The following is a 17,451-nucleotide window of genomic DNA, read 5'->3' as shown; positions in this document are numbered from 1 at the left end:
CTCGACCATGCCGGTCGAGCTGAGAGCATAGGCAAGGTTTCAACGAAATGGAGCGGTCGATGCCGGAGAGCGGCCAGAAGACAACACAAGGACACATATCCCAACCCGCGCCCGTCGAGGCCGCCCGGCGGACCGGGCTGCTCGTCACCCTCGTCCTGGGCGGGCTCACCGCGCTGCCGCCGCTCTCCATGGACATGTACCTCCCGGCGCTGCCGGAGGTCACCGGCGCACTGAACGCCCCCGCCGCCACCGTCCAGCTCACCCTCACCGCCTGCCTCGCCGGCATGGCCCTCGGCCAGCTCGTCGTCGGCCCCATGAGCGACAAGTGGGGGCGCCGCCGCCCGCTGCTCATCGGCATGATCGTGTACGTCCTCGCCACCGCCGTCTGCGCGCTCGCGCCCACCGCCGAACTCCTCATCGGCTTCCGGCTGCTCCAGGGCCTCGCGGGCGCCGCCGGCATCGTCATCGCCCGAGCCGTCGTCCGCGACCTCTACGACGGCGTCGAGATGGCCCGCTTCTTCTCCACCCTGATGCTGATCTCCGGCGTCGCCCCGATCATCGCGCCCCTCATCGGCGGCCAGATCCTGCGGATCACCGACTGGCGGGGCGTCTTCCACGTCCTCACCGTCATCGGCGTCCTCCTCACCCTCGTCGTCTGGCGCTTCCTCGGCGAGACGCTGCCCGCCGAGCGGCGCCACGAGGGCGGGGTCGGCGCGGCCCTGCGCACCATGAAGGGCCTCCTCGCCGACCGGATCTTCACCGGCTACATGCTGACCGGCGGGCTCGCCTTCGCCGCCCTCTTCGCGTACATCTCGGCCTCGCCGTTCGTCGTCCAGGAGATCTACGGCGCCTCGCCGCAGACCTTCAGCCTGCTCTTCGGGCTCAACTCGATCGGGCTCGTCGCCGTCGGCCAGGTCAACGGCAAGCTGCTCGTCGGCCGCGTCAGCCTCGACAAGGCACTCGGCTGGGGCCTCGGAACCATCCTCGTCGCCTCGCTCGCGCTGCTCCTCATGACCAGCGGCGTCTTCGGCGAGGTCGGACTCGTACCCGTCGCCGCCGGGCTCTTCGTCCTCATGTCCGCGATGGGCCTCGCCATGCCGAACACCAACGCCCAGGCCCTGATGCGCACCCCGCACGCGGCCGGCTCGGCCTCCGCCCTCCTCGGCACCACGTCGTTCCTCATCGGCGCCGTCGCCTCCCCGCTCGTCGGCATCGCGGGCGAGCACACCGCCGTGCCGATGGCGGTCGTGCAGCTCACCTGCGCCGTCCTCGCCGTCGCCTGCTTCCTGGGCCTGTGCCGCCCGTGGCAGAACATCACCCGCACTCCCTAGGGGGTGTCCGTCCGGCGGATCTCCGGTGAGGCACGGCCCTGGCGTCCTATCGTGGCGTCATGGAACAGCGCATCAGTCTCGTCACGCTCGGCGTCGCCGACCTCGCCCGTGCCCGTACGTTCTACGAGCGCCTCGGCTGGCGCGGCCAGGAGGTCGAGGAGACCGTGTTCTTCCAGGCCGGCGGCCTCGGCCTGGTCCTGTGGAGCCGGGAGAAGCTCGCCGATGACTGCGGGGTCGACGATCCCCGCACCGACGGGTTCGGCGGCATCGCCCTGGCACACAACGTCCGCTCGGCCGCGGAGGTCGACCAGCTGCTCGCCGTGGCCGCCGACGCCGGTGCCACCGTCACCCGGCCCGCCGCCACCACCCCCTACGGCGGATACGCCGGAGTCTTCCTCGACGTCGACGGACACGCCTGGGAGATCGCCCACAACCCCGGCTTCCCCCTCGCCGAGGACGGGACCCTCACCCTCCCCGACTTCGGCGGTTAGCAGACCCCGCGAGGGCGCTGATCAGCGGGAGAGTGCCCCGGACCCGGCCGCCTAGACTGTTTCGGTGAACGCCTCCACCCCCTCCGCCGACTCCCTGCGCGCCGCCCTCGCCGGACTCCTCGACGGACTGCCGCCCAACCGGGCCGCCCGTGCCGTCGAGCGGCTGATCGCCAACTACCGGGGCACCACCCCGACGGACGCCCCCGTCCTTCGCGACCGCTCCGACGTCGCCGCGTACGCCGCGTACCGGATGCCGGCGACCTTCGAGGCGGTACGCGGCGCCCTCGGCGCGCTGCGCGAGGCCGCGCCCGACTGGGAGCCGCGTACGCACACCGACGTCGGCGGCGGTACGGGCGCGGCGAGCTGGGCGGTCGCCGAGGCCTGGGCGGAGGAGCCGCCCCGCACCACCGTCCTCGACTGGGCGGAGCCGGCCCTCGCGCTCGGCCGCGAGCTCGCGGCCGGGGCCCTGGACGCCGAGTGGCGCACCGCCAGGATCGGCGGCGCGCTCCGGCTCGCGGACACGGACCTCGTCACCGTCTCGTACGTCCTCAAGGAGCTGACCGAGGCGGACCGGGCGGCGCTCGTCGCCGAGGCGGCGCGCGCCGCGCGGACGGTCGTGATCGTGGAGCCCGGCACCCCCGACGGCTACGAACGGATCATCGCCGCCCGCACCCTCCTCGTCGACGCCGGGTTCACCGTCGCCGCCCCCTGCCCGCACAGCGGCGCCTGCCCGATCGAGCCGGGCACGGACTGGTGCCACTTCTCGGCCCGGGTGAGCCGCTCGTCGCTGCACCGCCAGGTGAAGGGCGGCTCGCTGCCGTACGAGGACGAGAAGTACAGCTACGTCGCGGCGACCAGGGACCCGGCGGCCGCGGCGGCCTCCCGGGTCATCCGCAGGCCCCAGATCCGCAAGGGCCTGGTCCTCCTCGAACTGTGCGGCCCCGAAGGGCTCGCCAGGGAGACGGTCACCAAGCGCCACGGGCCGCTGTACAAGCAGGCCCGCGACACCGAGTGGGGCGACTCCTGGCCGCCGGAGGACGAGGCCTGACGGGGCACGGGGCACGGGGCCCGGGTCAGTCGTCCGACGCCGAGGAGCGCTCCGGTCGGTCGACGGCCGGGACCAGGCCGTCCCGGAGGTCGGCGCGGAGCCCGGCCTGCCAGACGGTGGGGTCGCACTTCGGGCCGTTGGGCGTGGACTTCCGCAGGATTGCCTCCGTGGTGCGGTCGTAGACCGTCCGGCCGGAGGCCGGGTCCGTCACCTGGAGACGCACGGTCGTCCGCCGCTCGCCCGTGGCCTCGGGCAGGGGCACGGTGAAATGACCGACGGGCTCGGGCGGCCCGGTGGTGCGCAGCTCCTTGCAGACCTCGTCGACGCAGAACCGGTAGTGGGCGCCCGCGGAGAAGTCCGTCGGCCGGTAGACGACGTTCACCCCGGACTCGGCTCCGATCAGGGTGCACACCTGGCGGTCCCCGCTCCGGCAGCCGGTGGCCGCCGACAGGACCGCGACCATGACCACGGCGTACCGGAACGTGTCACGCGTACGCATCGAGAACGCCCCCCTGACGTCACGTCTCCGTGGATCAGGGGGACTCTACGGAGGCGGCGCGGGGAAGTCGACACCCCCCCCCCGCGAACCGCCACCCCCTACGGCCGCAGCTCCTGGGTGCAGCACTTCACGCTGCCGCCGCCCTTGAGGAGCTCCCCCAGGTCCATGCCGATCGGCTCGAAGCCCCGTCGGCGCAGGGGGGCGAAGAGACCCACGGCCGCCTGCGGCAGCAGGACGTGGTGCCCGTCGCTCACCGCGTTCAGACCGAGGGCCGCCGCGTCCTCGGCCGTGGCGATCAGGGCGTCGGGGAAGAGCCGGGCGAGCACCGCGCGGCTGCCGGGGGAGAAGGCGTCCGGGAAGTACATGACCTCGTCCCGGGCGTCGTCCAGGACGCACAGGGCGGTGTCCAGGTGGTAGTAGCGCGGGTCCACCAGTTCGAGGCCGATCACGGGCCGGCCGAAGAACTCCTGCGCCTCGTCGTGGGAGAGCGGGCTGGAGCGGAAGCCGCGCCCGGCGAGGATCCAGGAGGCGGTGACGGCGAAGTCGCCCTCGCCCTCGTTGACGTGCTCCGGGACCCGCACGGCGTCGTCCGCCCAGCCGTTCCTCCGGAACCAGGCCAGATGGGCCTCGGCCTCGGCCGCGCGCTCGGCGTGGGCGAACTTCGCGCCGAGGACCCGGCCGTCGACGACGGTGGCGCCGTTCGCGGCGAAGACCATGTCCGGGAGCGCCGGGTCGGGGGTGAGGAGCTCGACGGTGTGTCCGAGCGCCCGGTAGCGGTCGCGCAGGTCCTCCCACTGGGCGAGGGCCAGCGGCAGGTCGACCGGTTTCGTGGGGTCCATCCAGGGGTTGATGGAGTACGTCACCGTGAAGTGCGTGGGTGGGCACATCAGGTAACGGCGGGGCGAGGACGAGCGCGGAGTGGGGCGCAATGAGGGCTCCTCACGGACGGGTGGACGGAAGAACCGAAGGTCGGTGGACCCCATGGTCCGCCTTCCGGGCCCCGCACGCTGTGGACCGTTCGGGTGGTTCGGAACCGGCCCGTTCGGGCGAGACGCAGCGTCTCGCGTGCTGCTAGATTGGCCCCATGCCCGACACCAAGGCCCCCGACGCCTCCCGCCGCAGCGAACGCTCCCGCCGCGCCATCTTCGACGCCGCCCTCGCCCTCGTCGCCGAGACCGGCTACGCGAAGACCACCATCGAGGGCATCGCCGCCCGCGCCGGCGTCGGCAAGCAGACCATCTACCGCTGGTGGCCCTCCAAGGCCGCCGTCCTCCTCGACGCCTTCCTCGACCTCCAGACCCGGGCCGCCGAAGCCCTCGGCGGCGACGCCGGGAACGAGATCCCCGACACAGGGGACCTCGCCGCCGACCTGAAGCACGTCCTGCGCGCCACCGTCGACGAGCTGAACGACCCGGCCGTCGACGGCCCCACCCGCGCCCTCGCCGCCGAGGGCATCGTCGACGCCGAACTCGGCGCCCGCTTCACCGAGGCCCTCCTCGAACCGCAGCTCCAGTACTACGTCCGCCGCGTCGAGGCCGCCCAGGCCGCCGGCGACATCGACCCGGACGTCGACCCCCGGATCGCCCTCGAACTCCTCGTCGGCCCCCTCCACCACCGCTGGATCCACCGCACCCTGCCCCTCACCCACGCCTACGCCGACACCCTCGTCGACCTCGCCCTGAGGGGCCTCGCCCCGAAGCGCTGAGACGTCCCGGCCCACCCCGGTTCCGCACTCCGGTCACCCGAGGCGCAGGATGGTGGGACCATGGGCAGAGCCGAACGGGCGAGCATGAGGTGTGAGGGGATAGATGGGCGACGGCATCGGCCGCTACCGCGGCACGGAGAGCAAACTCGCACAGTGGCTGCGCAGGCGCCCGAAACGGACCGCGGCCGACGACGAGAACGACCGCGAGAAGCTGCTCCTGGCCACCGCCGCCGCCGGGCTGCCCCTCGCCCCCGCCGCGTACCCCGTCGGCTACAGCTGCTCCTGTGAGCGGATCGGCTGTCCCACCCCGGCCCGGCACCCCGTCTCCTTCGCCTGGCAGACGCAGTCGACCACCGACCGCGCCCAGATCGAGCGCTGGGCCCGCAACGAGCCCGAGGCGAACTTCATCACCGCCACCGGCATGGTCCACGACGTCCTCGACGTGCCGATGGCCGCAGGGCGCGCCGCCCTGGAGCGCCTCCTCGCCGAAGGCGTCGAGGTCGGGCCCGTCGCCGAGTCCGCCGACGTCGACCCCCTCGGCGGCCGGATGCTCTTCTTCACCGCCACCCGCGGCACCCCCGAGGACGAGGACGAGTGGTGGCCCTGTGAGCTCGACTGCCACCCGGAGACCATGGACGAGCACCCGGGCCTTCGCTGGCACTGCCGCGGCAGCTACGTCCTCGTGCCGCCCGCCCGGCTCCCGGGGGACGAGAGTGCCCATCCGGTCGTCGCCTGGGTCCGCGGCCCCGAGCATCCCCTGCCCGATCCGCTGAACCTCCTGGAGACCCTCCAGGACGCCTGCGCCCGCCACGCGGCGGAACGCCAGGCGGACGGGGACGGCGAGCACACGGCCCACGAGATCGCCTGGCCGCTGACCCGGTGACCCGCCGGCCCGCCCCGCCGACCCGCGGACGGGGCCTGACGGCGGGACCCGAGGGGGCGGGCCCCCTCCCCGGGCTCCGTGGGGTTACGAGCCCTCCGCGCCCACCACGCCCTGGAGCCGGCCCTTGACCGTGACCCCGTCGCGGTCCGTGCCCACCGGCTTCACGAGCGCCGCCTGGCTGGACACCCACTCCTTGGTGACCGTGTTCTTGATCTCGCCCGTCAGCAGCGCCTTGACGCCCGGGTCGACCTTCGGCCGGTAACCCGGCGCCGCCGTCTGCCGCTCGAAGAAGCGGGTGGCGAAGAAGACGAGCGCACCGCCGTCCTTCGTCCGCAGTCCGAGCGGCGCGAAGTCGCCCTGGTCGGTGACCCGGTCGAGGTACTGGGTGGCGAGCCCCGGCCGCTTGGCCGTCCTCAGCCGCTGCTCGCGCCACAGCGTCGTGTGCGGACCCGCCCCGAACTGTCCGGGCTCCCCGTCCTTCAGGAACGAGACGTACTGCGCGCCGAGATCCTCGGGCGCGACCGCCAGCGTCCCCGTGTCCGCGGCGACCGGCACCGCGTACCCCTCCTCCTCGGCGAACTCCGGCACCTCGGCCGGGTCCAGGACCACCAGGTGGGCGACCTCCCACAGCTGCTCGGGTCCGTTGCGTACGAAGACCAGGAGCCAGCGGCGCTCGGCGGAGCCCCGGTTGGAGTCGGTGTCCGCGAGGAACCACCGCGGCCAGCCCGCCTTCCGGGGCAGCACGAACCGCGCGTCCGAGAGTTCGAGGGGCTCGTGGTCCGGGTTGCCCCCGGGGTCGGTGATCGCCCGTGCCCGCAGGCCCGCCTGGTTGATCTCCCCGAGCGGGCCGGTGACCCTGCCCGCGTCCAGGGCGGGATCGTGGGCCTCGTCGGCCCGGTTGTAGGCGTTCGTGAAGTCCGCGAGGGCCTGCGCCGCCTCGGCCTCCGTCGCCGGCGGCAGCAGGGCGAGCTCGCCGTGCACCGTCACGCAGCCGCTCGCCGTCAGCGCCAGGACGGTCGCCGCCGCCGTGGCCGCGAGGAACCTCGCGGGCCGTGCCGTCAGCCGCTCAAGCGGTCTCGGCGCTCGCCTCAGCCTCAGCCTTCTCATCGGTCGCCTTCTGCCTCTTCACCCGCACGGACGGACCCGACCCTATCGGGGCCAGGAACAGCGCGAGCGCCGGGATCAGATACAGCGCCCACACCGTGACCTGAAGGACCGTCGGGTTCGGCTGGAAGTTGAAGACGCCCTTGAGGAGCGTGCCGTACCAGCTGTCCGGCGGGACCGTCGCCGAGACGTCGAAGGCCTTGTTCGCCAGGCCGTCGAGGAAGCGGGCCTCCTGGAGGTCGTGCACGCCGTACGCGAGGACGCCCGCCGCCACCACGACCAGCATCCCGCCGGTCCACGTGAAGAACTTCGCCAGGTTGATCCGCACCGCCCCCCGGTAGAACAGCCCGCCGAGGAGCACCGCCGTGAGGAGACCGAGGAGGACCCCCGCCAGCGGCGCGTACGTGCCGCCCGAGCCGCCGTCCGAGGAAGCCGCCCGTACCGACGCCCACACGAAGAGCGCCGTCTCCAGGCCCTCACGGCCCACCGCGAGGAAGGCGGTGGCGACCAGCGCGCCCGTGCCCATCCGCAGGGCCTCGTCCAGCTTTCCGTGCAGCTCGGCCCTGAGGTTCCTGGCCGTCCGCTTCATCCAGAAGACCATCCAGGTCACCAGGACCACCGCGAGGATCGACAGCGAGCCGCCGAGCAGCTCCTGCGCCTCGAAGGTCAGCTCCTGCGAGCCGAACTCCAGGCCCGCGCCGAAGGCGAGGGCGATGCCGACGGCCACGCCGATGCCGGTCCAGACCGGCTTCAGCGCGTCCCTGCGGTCCGTCTTCACCAGGTAGGCGATGAGGATGCAGACGACGAGACTGGCCTCAAGGCCCTCGCGCAGGCCGATCAGATAGTTGCCGAACACGTCAGTTCCCCTCCTCGGTCACGAGAACAGCGCCCGTCCCCACCAGTCGTCCTCGTCGCGGACGCCCGGCGGGATCGCGAACAGCGCCGAACCCACGTGCTGGATGTACTCGTTGAGGGCGTCGGCCCGGCCGAGCGAGGTCTGCACCGGGATGAAGCCGGTCCGCACGTCCCTCTGGTACGCGAGGAAGAACAGGCCCGCGTCGAGCCGGCCGAGCCCGTCCGTGCCGTCGGTGAAGGAGTAGCCGCGCCGCAGGAGCGTCGCCCCGCCGTTGGTGTCGGGGTGGGCGAGCCGGACGTGCGAGTCCGGCTTCATCGCCTTCAGGAACGGCTCGTCGTGCTCCGCCGCCCTGCCGACCGGGGCGCCCTCGCGCTTGTCGCGGCCGAAGATGTCCTCCTGCTCGGCGAGCGGCGTACGGTCCCAGGTCTCGACGTTCATGCGGATGCGGCGGGCGACGAGGTACGAGCCGCCGTCCATCCAGGCCGCAGGGCCCTCGGCGTCCTTCCCCGAGACCCACACGTGCCGCGCGAGCCGCTCGGTCTCGGTGCCCGCGATGTTGCGGGTGCCGTCCTTGAAGCCGAAGAGGTTGCGCGGGGTCTGGGCATCCGGGGTCGTCGACGACGTCTTGCCGAAGCCCAGCTGCGACCAGCGCACCGCGACCTTGCCGAAGCCGATCCGCGCCAGGTTCCGGACGGCGTGCACGGCGACCTGCGGGTCGTCCGCGCACGCCTGGACGCACAGATCGCCGCCGCTGCGCGCCGGATCCAGGTTGTCGCCCGGGAACCTGGGCAGCTCCACCAGGGCCCCGGGCCGCTTGTCCTTCAGCCCGAAACGCCCGTCGAAGAGCGTGGGGCCGAAGCCGATCGTGAGGGTGAGACGGGACGGCTTGAGGCCCAGGGCCTCGCCGGTGTCGTCGGGCGGCGCCTCCGGCAGCCCGCCGTAGGCGCCGCCGCCGACCTCCGCGCCGGCCGTCAGACGCTCGGCGGCCCGCGTCCAGTCCTTCAGGAGCTGGACGAGCTCGGCGCGGTCCTCCGTCCTCACGTCGAAGGCCGCGAAGTGCAGCCGGTCCTGTACGGCGGTGGCGATGCCGGCCTGGTGCGGCCCGTGGAAGGGCACGGCCGCGCCGCTGTCGGCGACCGGTACCGGGGTCTCCCCGTCCCGGGCCAGCAGGGTGGCGCCGCCCGCCACGGCGGCGGCGAGCCCGGCGCCGCCCAGAGCGATGACCGTACGGCGGGAGGGCGCGGCGGCCCCGGCTTCCCTGTCGTCCTCGGACATGTCCCCGTCCTCCCCGTCCCTGACTGTCTCTCGACTGCTCGACTGCTCGGTGGTCGACGGCTACTTGACGACGGCGGCGGCGAGCTTGGAGAGCGGTTCGGCCAGCGCGTTGACGCCGTTCGACAGCTCCTTGCGCTCGGCCGGGCCGACCTTGTCGTACGAGGTGAAGACGTAGCTGTTCTTGTCCGTGCGGTACTTGTCGAGCAGCGTGTTCAGCGCGGCGAACTGCTCGTCCAGTTCGGCGACGAGCTTCGGGTCGTTCTTCGCGGCGACCGGCTTGAGCAGCTCGAAGGACTTCTGCGCGCCCTCGACGTTCGCCTTGAAGTCGACGAGGTCGGTGTGCGAGTAGCGCTCCTCCTCGCCGGTGACCTTTCCGGTGGCGACCTCGTCCAGGAGTTCCTTGGCGCCGTTGGCCATCGAGGTCGGGGTGATCTCGGCCTTGCCGACCCGCTTCACCCAGTCCGCGAGGTCCTTGTCGAGGGTGTCGGCGAGGGTCTTCTCGATGGCGCCGATCCTCTTGTCCTGCCAGAGCGCCTTCTCCAGGCGGTGCCAGCCGGTCCAGTCCTTCGCCGGGTCCTGGCCCGCTTCGAGGCCGTCCTCGCGGACGTCGACCTTGGGGTCGATGTCGCCGAAGGACTCGGCGACGGGCTCGGTCCGCTCCCAGCCGATGCGGGACTCGGCGTAGGCCTTCTTCGCGGCCTCCATGTCACCGGCGCGGACGGCGTCGGTGAAGACCTTCACCTTGGGGAGGGTGGCGTCGGCCTGCGCCTGGACGTACTGGCGGTAGGCGGCGACGGCGGCGTCCATCTCGGGGGAGCGCTTCGGGCCTGCGGCGGCGGCGCCGGTGACCTCGACCTGCTGCCGGATGCCCGCGCCGGTCATGCCGGGCTTGCAGACGATCGCGTAGGAGCCGGCCTTGATCTCGGCGGTGACGGTGGCCCTGGTGCTGGGGCCGATGTTCTCGCGTTCGGTGACGATCCGGTCGTCCGGGTAGAGGACGTAGACCTCGGTGACCTTGGAGCCGCGGTTCTCGACGGCCAGCGTCACATGTCCGGCGGGGAACCGCTTCTTCGACACCTCGCAGGAGTCGTCCTTGGCGACGACGGTGATCGCGCCGTCCTCGCCCTTGGCGTCGCTCTTCTCGGTGCAGCCCGTGACGGCGGTCAGAGCGGCCGCGGTCACGGCGGCGGTGACGAGGGGGAGGCGGACGGCTCGCATGAGGACTCCAGGACGGCGGGTGCGGGGCTGAGGGCAGTGCTCGGTACGGGGCGGTGCGGGGCCGAGGCGGACCCAACTTAGCCGTGGCTTACCTAAGAAAGGGTCAACAGTCGGTCAAGCACCGGGAACCGTCGGGCCGCACCCGATCGGCGGATGCGGCCCTGCCGCCATGTCGCGGAATGGTTCAATTTCTGCCATGAACACGACCGCCACTGACTTCGCCACTGACATCGACGTCCTCCGGGTCTTCTGCGCGGGCGACGGCCGGTACGGCAACGCGCTCGGAGTCGTACGGGACGCCCGTACGCACCCCGACGAGTCCTCCCGGCAGGCGCTCGCCAAGGAACTCGGGTTCAGCGAGACGGTGTTCGTGGACGACCCGGAGCGCGGGATCGTCGACATCTACACCCCCGGCCTCCGGCTGCCGTTCGCCGGACACCCGCTCGTCGGCGCCGCCTGGCTGCTCGACCTGGAGGTCGTGTGCCCGCCCGCCGGTGAGGTGTGGGTGCGCGGCGACGGGGAGTTCACCTGGATCGAGGCGCGCGCCGAGTGGGCACCGCCGCGGACCCTCCGCCAGTACGGCTCCGCCGCCGAGGTGGACGCCCTCGACGTGCCCGAGCCGGGCTATGGGGCATCCCCTGGACGAAGTCCTTGGGGAGGGATTTACGCCTGGGCCTGGGAGGAGGAGGCCGCGGGCCGCGTCAGGGCGCGGGCGTTCCCGGGGCGCGGCGACGGCATCGACGAGGACGAGGCGACCGGCGCCGCGGCGCTGCTGCTCACGGCCGAGCTGGGACGGGCCCTGAACATCACGCAGGGCCGGGGGTCGCAGCTGCTGACCGCCCCCGGCCCGGACGGCATCGTGGAGCTGGGCGGACGGGTCCGCCTCGAAGGAACGCTCACGCGCTGAACGCGCGGGCCCGGGGAGCGGAGGACCCGCACGCTCCCCGGAAGCCTCACGCGCTGAGCGGGTACTCGCCTCCCAGCTGGTGGAAGACCGCGCTGTTGAAGGCGAAGGCGCGCTTGCACTCGTCGACGATCCGCTGCTTCTCCAGGTCGTCGGCGTTCACCCCGTCGAGCAGCTCCCGGTACGCCCGCTTGAACGCGGCCGGGTTGGCGATCTCCTCGAAGACGTAGAAGCGGACGCCGTCCCCCTTGCGGGAGAAGCCCCAGGTGCGCTCCGCCTTGTCGCGGATGATCTGACCGCCCGACAGGTCGCCCAGATAGCGCGTGTAGTGGTGGGCCACGTACCCGGCGGGCCAGTCACGGGCGCACTCCGCGACCCGCTCGGCGTACGCGGTGGTCGCGGGCAGCGGTGAGAGTCCGGCCCGCCAGCCGGGGCCGCGCAGATGCGCGAGGTCCTGTTCGAGGGCGGCCGTGCGGAACAGCTCGGACTGTATGAAGGGCCCGGCGACCGGGTCCTCGCGCAGCGCCTCCGCCCCCTCCTCGAGCGCCCGGTACACGAACCACAGCTGCTCCGTGTAGCGCGCGTAGGCGTCGACCCCCAGACGCCCGCCGAGCAGGTCGCCCATGAAGGACGAGGTCTCCGCCTCGGTGTGCTGCTCGTGCGAGGCCGTTCGGATCAGGGTGGAGAAGGGGGTGTCCAAGGCGTGCCTCCGTGACCGATGGGACGGGAACCAGTGACGATCCTGCCAAGTTAGGCTTACCTAAGTCAACTGGTTCCCGACGTCCTGTCGGTAAAACGGTACCCACCTCGGGGGTCAGGGCAACGTGAGGATTTCGGCCCCGCTCTCGGTCACGACGAGCGTGTGCTCGAACTGCGCGGTCCGCTTCCGGTCCTTCGTGACCACGGTCCAGCCGTCGTCCCACATGTCGTAGTCGTGCGTCCCGAGCGTCAGCATCGGCTCGATCGTGAAGGTCATGCCGGTCTTGATCTCGGTGGTGTGGTGGGGCGAGTCGTAGTGCGGGACGATCAGGCCCGAGTGGAAGGACGAGTTGATGCCGTGCCCGGTGAAGTCACGGACGACGCCGTAGCCGAAGCGCTTGGCGTACGACTCGATGACCCGCCCGATGATGTTGATCTGACGGCCCGGCCTCACCGCCTTGATGGCCCGGTTCAGGGCCTCCCGGGTCCGCTCGACGAGCAGCCGCGACTCCTCGTCGACGTCCCCGCAGAGGTAGGTGGCGTTGTTGTCGCCGTGGACGCCGTTGATGTACGCGGTGACGTCCAGGTTCACGATGTCGCCGTCCCGCAGGACGGTGGAGTCGGGGATGCCGTGGCAGATGACCTCGTTGACCGAGGCGCACAGCGACTTCGGGAACCCGCGGTAGCCGAGGGTGGACGGGTAGGCGCCGTGGTCGCACATGAACTCGTGCGCGACCCGGTCGAGCTCGTCGGTGGTGACGCCCGGGGAGATGTGCTTGGCGGCCTCCTCCATCGCCTGCGCGGCGATGCGGCCGGCGATCCGCATCCGCTCGATGGTGTCGGAGTCCTGCACCTCGGGGCCGGTGTACGGGGTCGGGGCGGGCTTCCCGACGTACTCGGGGCGGCGGATGGAGCCCGGAACGGAACGATGGGGGGAGAGCTCCCCCGGTACGAGAAGCGACTGGCCAGACATGCCAGCGAGTCTAACGACCGGGTCTGGGGCAGCATGGTCTCGGAGGAAGGAGCCGACCACGATGGCCCTGTTCAAGAAGCGCACGGTGGGCAAACCGGGCGAGTGGTACTACTGCCTGCAGCACAAGAAGGTCGAAGAGGGCCCCGAGTGCCCGGCGAAGAACCGCTTCGGCCCGTACACGACGCGCGAGGAGGCCACCCACGCCATGGAGACCGCCCGCGAGCGGAACCAGGAGTGGGAGACCGACCCGCGCTGGCACGACGAGCCCCGGCCGCAGGAGCCGCCGGACTAGGGGGTCGCCCTGCGGACCGCGGCCGGGCTCCTCCCACGGTCTCGGCTGTGGTCCGGCCGGGTCCGCGTACGGGACCCCCTAGGAGCCGGTGGCCCGGTGGTCCGGCTCTCGTGGGCCGTCCTGCCGGGCCGCGTCCTGCTGGGCCTTGCGCCGCAGGGCGTCCTCGTCCGTGCCGGAGTCGTACGTCAGGAGCTTCGGCAGCGCCAGGCAGAGCAGCCCCACCGAGGCCACGCAGGCCACACCGCCCGTCCAGACCGCCGCCCGGGTCCCCGTCCAGCCGGCCATGACGCCCGCCCGTACCTGGCCCAGCTGCGGGCCGACGCTGTACGAGAGCACCTCGATGCCCGCGAGCCGCCCGCGCAGCTCCTCCGGGATCGTCTGGTTCCAGATCGTGGCGCGCCCCAGCCCGCTCAGCATGTCGCCGGCTCCCGCGAACGCCAGGCAGAGCAGGACCAGCCAGACGTTCCCGAACCAGCCCGCCGCCGCGATCGCGAGACCCCAGCCGGCCGCGCCCCCGACCACGAGCAGCCCGTGCCGCCGCACCTTCGACGTCCAGCCGCTCGTCAGGCCGAGCAGCAGGGAGCCGACCGAGCCCGCCGCGTACATCAGGCCGAGCGACCAGTCCGCGTCCAGGTCGTCCGCGAGGAACGGGAAGATCGTGTTCGGGAAGGCGAAGAACATCGCCGCGAGGTCGATCGCGTACGTGCCGAGCAGCACCGGCCTCGACCAGGCGTACCGTGCCCCCTCCGCGATGCCCCGCAGCGAGGGCTTCTCCGCGTCGTGGGCGGGCGGCGCGGGGGAGAGCCGGCGGCAGAGCAGCACCGAGACGGCGAAACCGGCGATCGTCACCCCGTACGCGGGCGCGTGACCCGCGTACGCCACGACCAGACCCGCGAGCGCGGGACCCGCGATCGCGCCCATCTGCCACCGCAGCGAGTTCAGCGCGGCCGCCGCCGTCTGCTGCTCGTGCGGCACGATCCGGGCGAGCAGCGAGTCCAGGGCCGGGCGCTGGAGCCCGGCGAGCGCCGAGACCCCGGCCGCGACCACGTACAGCGGCCACAGCAGTGGCTCCGGGAGCAGCGCGTTGACCAGGAGGATCAGGGCGAGGAGCCCGAGGCCTGCCTCGGTCGCGAGGATCACCTTCCGCCGGTCGACCGCGTCGGCGAGCGCCCCGCCGTACAGCCCGAACACCACGAGCGGCACCAGTTCGACCGCGCCCATCGCGCCGACCGCGAGCGGTGAACCCGTCAGCTCCTTGATCTGCAACGGCAGGGCGATCATCGCCATCGCGCTGCTGAAGTAGGTGACGAGCCCCTGGATCCACAGGAGCCGGAAGTCCCGGGACGAGCGCCACGGCGCGAGGTCGGGCAGCAGGGCGGAGATCTTCGCGAGGGGGGAGGACACGAGGGGTCATGCTCCGGCGGGAGCGCGCCGGGGGCAACCGAAATTAGCGGGACGACCCGGCCCCGGGCCGCTACCGGCGGGGCGCGGAGCCGTACGGGCCCGTGCCCGGGCCGCTACCGGCGGGGCGGACGTACGGGCCGGTACCAGCGCCGTTGGAGCCGTACGGGCCCCGCTCCCGGGCCGCTACCGGGGGCGGAGCCGTACGCCCGGTCCCAGGCGCCGCTACCAGCGCGACGGCGGCGGGGCCGTCAGCCGGTCCGCGAGGCTCGCGAGGCGGTCACGGAAGCGCCGGGCACCGCGCGGCGACGGCAGGCTGTTCTCGCCGGCCGCCGCGCTCACCAGGTGCTGCACCGTGTCCAGGTCCACCCCCGCGTCCTCCGCCACCGTGAGCGTCTCGTGCGCGAGCCCCCGCACCTCCTCGTCGCCCCCGTCGAGCGAAAGGACCGTCGCCCCCGCCCGCCGGGCGTCGTGCACCCGCTGGAGCAGCCCCGCGCCCGGCCGCCGCGGCGCCACCATCAGCAGAGTCGCCCCACGCCCCGCCGCCTCGATCCGGCCCAGGCCGACCGCCAGATGCGCCGGATCACCGGGCCGCACCCGGTGGCGTACCAGCGTCGGCGCCAGCTCGGGCAGCCCCGACCAGGCGGACTCGTCGACGAGGTGCGCGGCCAGGTGCCAGGGTTCGTACTCCTCCGTGCCGACCAGGAGCAGCCCCTCCCGGTGCGGGACGACCGAGGACCTGAGCGCTCCGGCGAACCTGCGGGCCGCCGCCGGCCACTCCGTCCCGGCGAGCACCTCCCGCAGCAACGCGACCCGTACGGCATCCATGGGCCCGCATCCTGCACCAGAAGGAGGCGGGCGCGCGGCCGGTTGCGGCGGTTCCACCCGTACGGGAGTCCCCGCGGCGCGACCGCTCGGTAATGTCGGGTCCATGACTACGACTGACAGCAAGCCCGCCCCCAAGGACCCGTGGGACCTCCCCGACGTCTCCGGTCTCGTCGTCGGCGTCCTCGGCGGCACCGGCGAGCAGGGCCGCGGCCTGGCCTACCGGCTCGCCAAGGCCGGCCAGAAGGTGGTCCTCGGCTCCCGCGCCGCCGACCGCGCGCGGGCCGTGGCGGCGGAGCTCGGGCACGGCGTCGAGGGCGCCGACAACGCCGAGTGCGCCCGCCGCAGCGACATCGTGATCGTCGCCGTGCCGTGGGACGGTCACGCCAAGACCCTGGAGTCGCTCCGCGAGGAGCTCGCCGGCAAGCTCGTCGTGGACTGCGTCAACCCGCTCGGCTTCGACAAGAAGGGCGCCTACGCCCTGAAGCCCGAGGAGGGCTCCGCCGCCGAGCAGGCCGCCGCGCTCCTCCCGGACTCGCGGGTCGCCGCGGCCTTCCACCACCTCTCGGCCGTCCTCCTCCAGGACACCTCCCTGGAGGAGATCGACACGGACGTGATGGTCCTCGGCGAGGAGCGCGCCGACGTCGAGCTGGTGCAGGCGCTCGCCGGCCGCATCCCCGGCATGCGCGGCGTCTTCGCAGGCCGGCTGCGCAACGCCCACCAGGTCGAGTCGCTCGTCGCCAACCTGATCTCGGTGAACCGCCGCTACAAGGCCCACGCGGGGCTCCGCGTCACCGACATCTGAGCCGGTCCCGGCGGGCGGCCTGAGCCGGTCCCGGCGGGCGGCGGGCATGGGGGACACTGGACGGGCACCAGCAGCCGTACCCGGACAGGAGCCGACCCCCATGCCCCGCCTCGCCCTCTACGCCCTCGTGGTCTGCGCCCTGGCCGTCACCGCGGCCGTCGTCTCCTTCGTCGAAGGCAGCTTCCTCGGCATCGTCTGGGTCCTGCTCGCGGGCCTCTCCTCCAACATGGCCTGGTACCACATCCGCCGGGCGAAGATGGAGAAGGCGGCCGCCGCCGAGGGCTAGGACGCGTCGGGTCCGGGCCCTAGACCTGGCAGAACTCCGGTGTCTCCTGCCAGAACCGGAACAGCTGCGAACCGCAGTAGCGGAAGACGTCCGGCACCCCGAGCGACCGCAGCAGCGCGTCGATCGCGTCGAAGAAGGCCCCGTTGACCGCGGGCACGAACAGCAGCGCGATCACGATGAAGAAGCCGTACGGCGCGTACGGCTCGATCTGCCGCTTCACCTTGTACGACAGCCAGGGCTCCACGATGCCGTAGCCGTCGAGCCCCGGCACCGGCAGCAGGTTCAGGAGCGCGGCCGTCACCTGGAGGAACGCCAGGAACGCGAGCGCGAACCGGAACGCCGGCGGCACGCCGTCCAGGGCGTCCAGCCAGAACGGGGCCGTGCACACGAGGGCGAAGAGCACGTTCGCCAGCGGGCCCGCCGCCGAGACCAGACTGTGCTTCCAGCGGCCCTTGATCCGGCCCTGCTCGATGAAGACCGCGCCGCCCGGCAGACCGATCCCGCCCATGATCACGAAGAGCACCGGAAGCACGATGCTCAGGACGGCATGGGTGTACGCCAGCGGGTTCAGGGTCAGATAGCCCTTCGCGCCCACCGTGATGTCCCCGCCGTGCAGCGCCGTACGGGCGTGCGCGTACTCGTGCAGACAGAGCGACACCACCCAGGCCGAGGTCACGAAGAGGAAGACGGCCAGGCCTGGCGAGGCGGCGAAGTCCGTCCACACCGCCCAGCCGGTGACGGCCATGACGGCGAGGATCGCCAGGAAGACGGGACTGATCCGCCGTTCGTGGCGCCGGGTGGTGGCCGTGGTCATCGCGGGAGCTCCCAGGGGACGGGGACGGAGGGGCCGACAGGG

Annotated in this window: 20 protein-coding genes; 9 read left to right on the top strand and 11 right to left on the bottom strand. The window is 72.7% G+C overall.

What is annotated here, in order from left to right:
• The first annotated feature begins 59 nt into the window (after positions 1-59).
• The 3 genes from ACZ4VK_RS02390 (at position 60) to ACZ4VK_RS02380 (ending at position 2,870) form a co-directional block, all read left to right on the top strand.
• The gene (locus ACZ4VK_RS02390) at positions 60-1,331 is read left to right on the top strand and encodes a Bcr/CflA family multidrug efflux MFS transporter (RefSeq protein ID WP_468348801.1); all 1,272 of its coding nucleotides are present in this window, start codon (positions 60-62) and stop codon (positions 1,329-1,331) included.
• A gap of 59 nt (positions 1,332-1,390) precedes the next feature.
• Positions 1,391-1,822: a VOC family protein gene (locus ACZ4VK_RS02385; protein ID WP_468347603.1), complete on the top strand. Its 432-nt coding sequence runs from the start codon at positions 1,391-1,393 to the stop codon at positions 1,820-1,822.
• A 64-nt stretch (positions 1,823-1,886) separates the two neighbouring features.
• Complete coding sequence (locus tag ACZ4VK_RS02380) at positions 1,887-2,870, top strand: small ribosomal subunit Rsm22 family protein (RefSeq protein WP_468347601.1); 984 nt, start codon at positions 1,887-1,889, stop codon at positions 2,868-2,870.
• A gap of 25 nt (positions 2,871-2,895) precedes the next feature.
• Here the strand turns inward: ACZ4VK_RS02380 and ACZ4VK_RS02375 are convergent, their stop codons facing one another.
• Positions 2,896-3,369: a hypothetical protein gene (locus tag ACZ4VK_RS02375; RefSeq protein ID WP_468347599.1), complete on the bottom strand. Its 474-nt coding sequence runs from the start codon at positions 3,367-3,369 to the stop codon at positions 2,896-2,898.
• 98 nt (positions 3,370-3,467) lie between these two features.
• Positions 3,468-4,298, bottom strand: a complete 831-nt coding sequence (gene ddaH / locus ACZ4VK_RS02370; protein WP_468347596.1) for a dimethylargininase — start codon at positions 4,296-4,298, stop codon at positions 3,468-3,470.
• A 155-nt stretch (positions 4,299-4,453) separates the two neighbouring features.
• Between ddaH and ACZ4VK_RS02365 the strand changes: the two genes are divergently transcribed.
• The gene (locus ACZ4VK_RS02365) at positions 4,454-5,074 is read left to right on the top strand and encodes a TetR/AcrR family transcriptional regulator (RefSeq protein ID WP_468347594.1); all 621 of its coding nucleotides are present in this window, start codon (positions 4,454-4,456) and stop codon (positions 5,072-5,074) included.
• Between the two features lie 103 nt (positions 5,075-5,177).
• On the top strand, positions 5,178-5,957 hold the full coding sequence (locus ACZ4VK_RS02360) for a bifunctional DNA primase/polymerase (protein WP_468347593.1): 780 nt from the start codon (positions 5,178-5,180) through the stop codon (positions 5,955-5,957).
• 84 nt (positions 5,958-6,041) lie between these two features.
• Here the strand turns inward: ACZ4VK_RS02360 and ACZ4VK_RS02355 are convergent, their stop codons facing one another.
• From ACZ4VK_RS02355 to efeO, 4 genes are read right to left on the bottom strand one after another with little or no spacing between them, the layout of a single operon-like run.
• Positions 6,042-7,064: an SCO2278 family lipoprotein gene (locus ACZ4VK_RS02355; RefSeq protein ID WP_468347591.1), complete on the bottom strand. Its 1,023-nt coding sequence runs from the start codon at positions 7,062-7,064 to the stop codon at positions 6,042-6,044.
• The gene (gene efeU / locus ACZ4VK_RS02350; protein WP_468347590.1) at positions 7,024-7,917 is read right to left on the bottom strand and encodes an iron uptake transporter permease EfeU; all 894 of its coding nucleotides are present in this window, start codon (positions 7,915-7,917) and stop codon (positions 7,024-7,026) included. Before efeU ends, ACZ4VK_RS02355 begins: the two co-directional genes overlap by 41 nt.
• Before the next feature lie 18 nt (positions 7,918-7,935).
• Positions 7,936-9,192 carry an iron uptake transporter deferrochelatase/peroxidase subunit gene (gene efeB / locus ACZ4VK_RS02345; protein WP_468347588.1) on the bottom strand — a complete coding sequence of 419 codons (1,257 nt, stop codon included), beginning with the start codon at positions 9,190-9,192 and terminating at the stop codon, positions 7,936-7,938.
• Between the two features lie 60 nt (positions 9,193-9,252).
• Positions 9,253-10,410 (bottom strand): iron uptake system protein EfeO, encoded by a 1,158-nt coding sequence (gene efeO, locus ACZ4VK_RS02340; RefSeq protein WP_468347586.1) that lies wholly within the window; start codon positions 10,408-10,410, stop codon positions 9,253-9,255.
• Positions 10,411-10,606: 196 nt separating this feature from the next.
• Between efeO and ACZ4VK_RS02335 the strand changes: the two genes are divergently transcribed.
• Positions 10,607-11,317, top strand: a complete 711-nt coding sequence (locus ACZ4VK_RS02335) for a PhzF family phenazine biosynthesis protein (protein WP_468347584.1) — start codon at positions 10,607-10,609, stop codon at positions 11,315-11,317.
• 46 nt (positions 11,318-11,363) lie between these two features.
• On the opposite strand, the gene ACZ4VK_RS02330 is transcribed toward ACZ4VK_RS02335, so the two are convergent.
• Together ACZ4VK_RS02330 and map are read right to left on the bottom strand one after the other, a co-directional pair.
• Positions 11,364-12,014 (bottom strand): biliverdin-producing heme oxygenase, encoded by a 651-nt coding sequence (locus tag ACZ4VK_RS02330; RefSeq protein ID WP_468347582.1) that lies wholly within the window; start codon positions 12,012-12,014, stop codon positions 11,364-11,366.
• Between the two features lie 114 nt (positions 12,015-12,128).
• Complete coding sequence (gene map, locus ACZ4VK_RS02325) at positions 12,129-12,986, bottom strand: type I methionyl aminopeptidase (protein WP_468347580.1); 858 nt, start codon at positions 12,984-12,986, stop codon at positions 12,129-12,131.
• Positions 12,987-13,047: 61 nt separating this feature from the next.
• On the opposite strand from map, the gene ACZ4VK_RS02320 reads away from it, so the two are divergent.
• Positions 13,048-13,278 (top strand): hypothetical protein, encoded by a 231-nt coding sequence (locus tag ACZ4VK_RS02320; RefSeq protein ID WP_468347578.1) that lies wholly within the window; start codon positions 13,048-13,050, stop codon positions 13,276-13,278.
• 78 nt (positions 13,279-13,356) lie between these two features.
• Here the strand turns inward: ACZ4VK_RS02320 and ACZ4VK_RS02315 are convergent, their stop codons facing one another.
• A complete protein-coding gene (locus ACZ4VK_RS02315; protein WP_468347576.1) occupies positions 13,357-14,682 on the bottom strand; it encodes an MFS transporter in 1,326 nt (441 codons plus the stop codon).
• Positions 14,683-14,904: 222 nt separating this feature from the next.
• Complete coding sequence (locus ACZ4VK_RS02310) at positions 14,905-15,507, bottom strand: hypothetical protein (protein WP_468347574.1); 603 nt, start codon at positions 15,505-15,507, stop codon at positions 14,905-14,907.
• A 103-nt stretch (positions 15,508-15,610) separates the two neighbouring features.
• On the opposite strand from ACZ4VK_RS02310, the gene npdG reads away from it, so the two are divergent.
• Positions 15,611-16,309, top strand: coding sequence for an NADPH-dependent F420 reductase (npdG, locus tag ACZ4VK_RS02305; RefSeq protein ID WP_468347572.1), 699 nt, complete (start codon positions 15,611-15,613; stop codon positions 16,307-16,309).
• A gap of 46 nt (positions 16,310-16,355) precedes the next feature.
• Positions 16,356-16,595: a hypothetical protein gene (locus ACZ4VK_RS02300; RefSeq protein ID WP_468347571.1), complete on the top strand. Its 240-nt coding sequence runs from the start codon at positions 16,356-16,358 to the stop codon at positions 16,593-16,595.
• Between the two features lie 19 nt (positions 16,596-16,614).
• Here ACZ4VK_RS02300 and ACZ4VK_RS02295 read toward each other — a convergent pair whose 3' ends face one another.
• Complete coding sequence (locus tag ACZ4VK_RS02295; protein ID WP_468347569.1) at positions 16,615-17,409, bottom strand: site-2 protease family protein; 795 nt, start codon at positions 17,407-17,409, stop codon at positions 16,615-16,617.
• Between the last annotated feature and the right edge of the window lie 42 nt (positions 17,410-17,451).

Source organism: Streptomyces sp. NPDC028711 (assembly GCF_055565415.1).
The sequence above is the reverse complement of the archived record's forward strand: the minus strand, read 5'-3'. Positions and strand labels throughout refer to the sequence as shown.

Bases quoted from the DNA above. Each gene is read 5' to 3' on its own strand.
- ACZ4VK_RS02300 (WP_468347571.1), top strand. From the start codon at position 16,356: ATGGGGGACACTGGACGGGCACCAGCAGCCGTACCCGGACAGGAGCCG.
- ACZ4VK_RS02385 (WP_468347603.1), top strand. From the start codon at position 1,391: ATGGAACAGCGCATCAGTCTCGTCACGCTCGGCGTCGCCGACCTCGCC.
- map (WP_468347580.1), bottom strand. From the start codon at position 12,986: ATGTCTGGCCAGTCGCTTCTCGTACCGGGGGAGCTCTCCCCCCATCGT.
- efeO (WP_468347586.1), bottom strand. From the start codon at position 10,410: ATGCGAGCCGTCCGCCTCCCCCTCGTCACCGCCGCCGTGACCGCGGCC.
- ACZ4VK_RS02335 (WP_468347584.1), top strand. From the start codon at position 10,607: ATGAACACGACCGCCACTGACTTCGCCACTGACATCGACGTCCTCCGG.
- ACZ4VK_RS02310 (WP_468347574.1), bottom strand. From the start codon at position 15,507: ATGGATGCCGTACGGGTCGCGTTGCTGCGGGAGGTGCTCGCCGGGACG.
- ACZ4VK_RS02360 (WP_468347593.1), top strand. From the start codon at position 5,178: ATGGGCGACGGCATCGGCCGCTACCGCGGCACGGAGAGCAAACTCGCA.
- npdG (WP_468347572.1), top strand. From the start codon at position 15,611: ATGACTACGACTGACAGCAAGCCCGCCCCCAAGGACCCGTGGGACCTC.
- efeB (WP_468347588.1), bottom strand. From the start codon at position 9,192: ATGTCCGAGGACGACAGGGAAGCCGGGGCCGCCGCGCCCTCCCGCCGT.
- ACZ4VK_RS02375 (WP_468347599.1), bottom strand. From the start codon at position 3,369: ATGCGTACGCGTGACACGTTCCGGTACGCCGTGGTCATGGTCGCGGTC.
- ACZ4VK_RS02320 (WP_468347578.1), top strand. From the start codon at position 13,048: ATGGCCCTGTTCAAGAAGCGCACGGTGGGCAAACCGGGCGAGTGGTAC.
- ACZ4VK_RS02355 (WP_468347591.1), bottom strand. From the start codon at position 7,064: ATGAGAAGGCTGAGGCTGAGGCGAGCGCCGAGACCGCTTGAGCGGCTG.
- ACZ4VK_RS02295 (WP_468347569.1), bottom strand. From the start codon at position 17,409: ATGACCACGGCCACCACCCGGCGCCACGAACGGCGGATCAGTCCCGTC.
- ACZ4VK_RS02390 (WP_468348801.1), top strand. From the start codon at position 60: ATGCCGGAGAGCGGCCAGAAGACAACACAAGGACACATATCCCAACCC.
- ACZ4VK_RS02365 (WP_468347594.1), top strand. From the start codon at position 4,454: ATGCCCGACACCAAGGCCCCCGACGCCTCCCGCCGCAGCGAACGCTCC.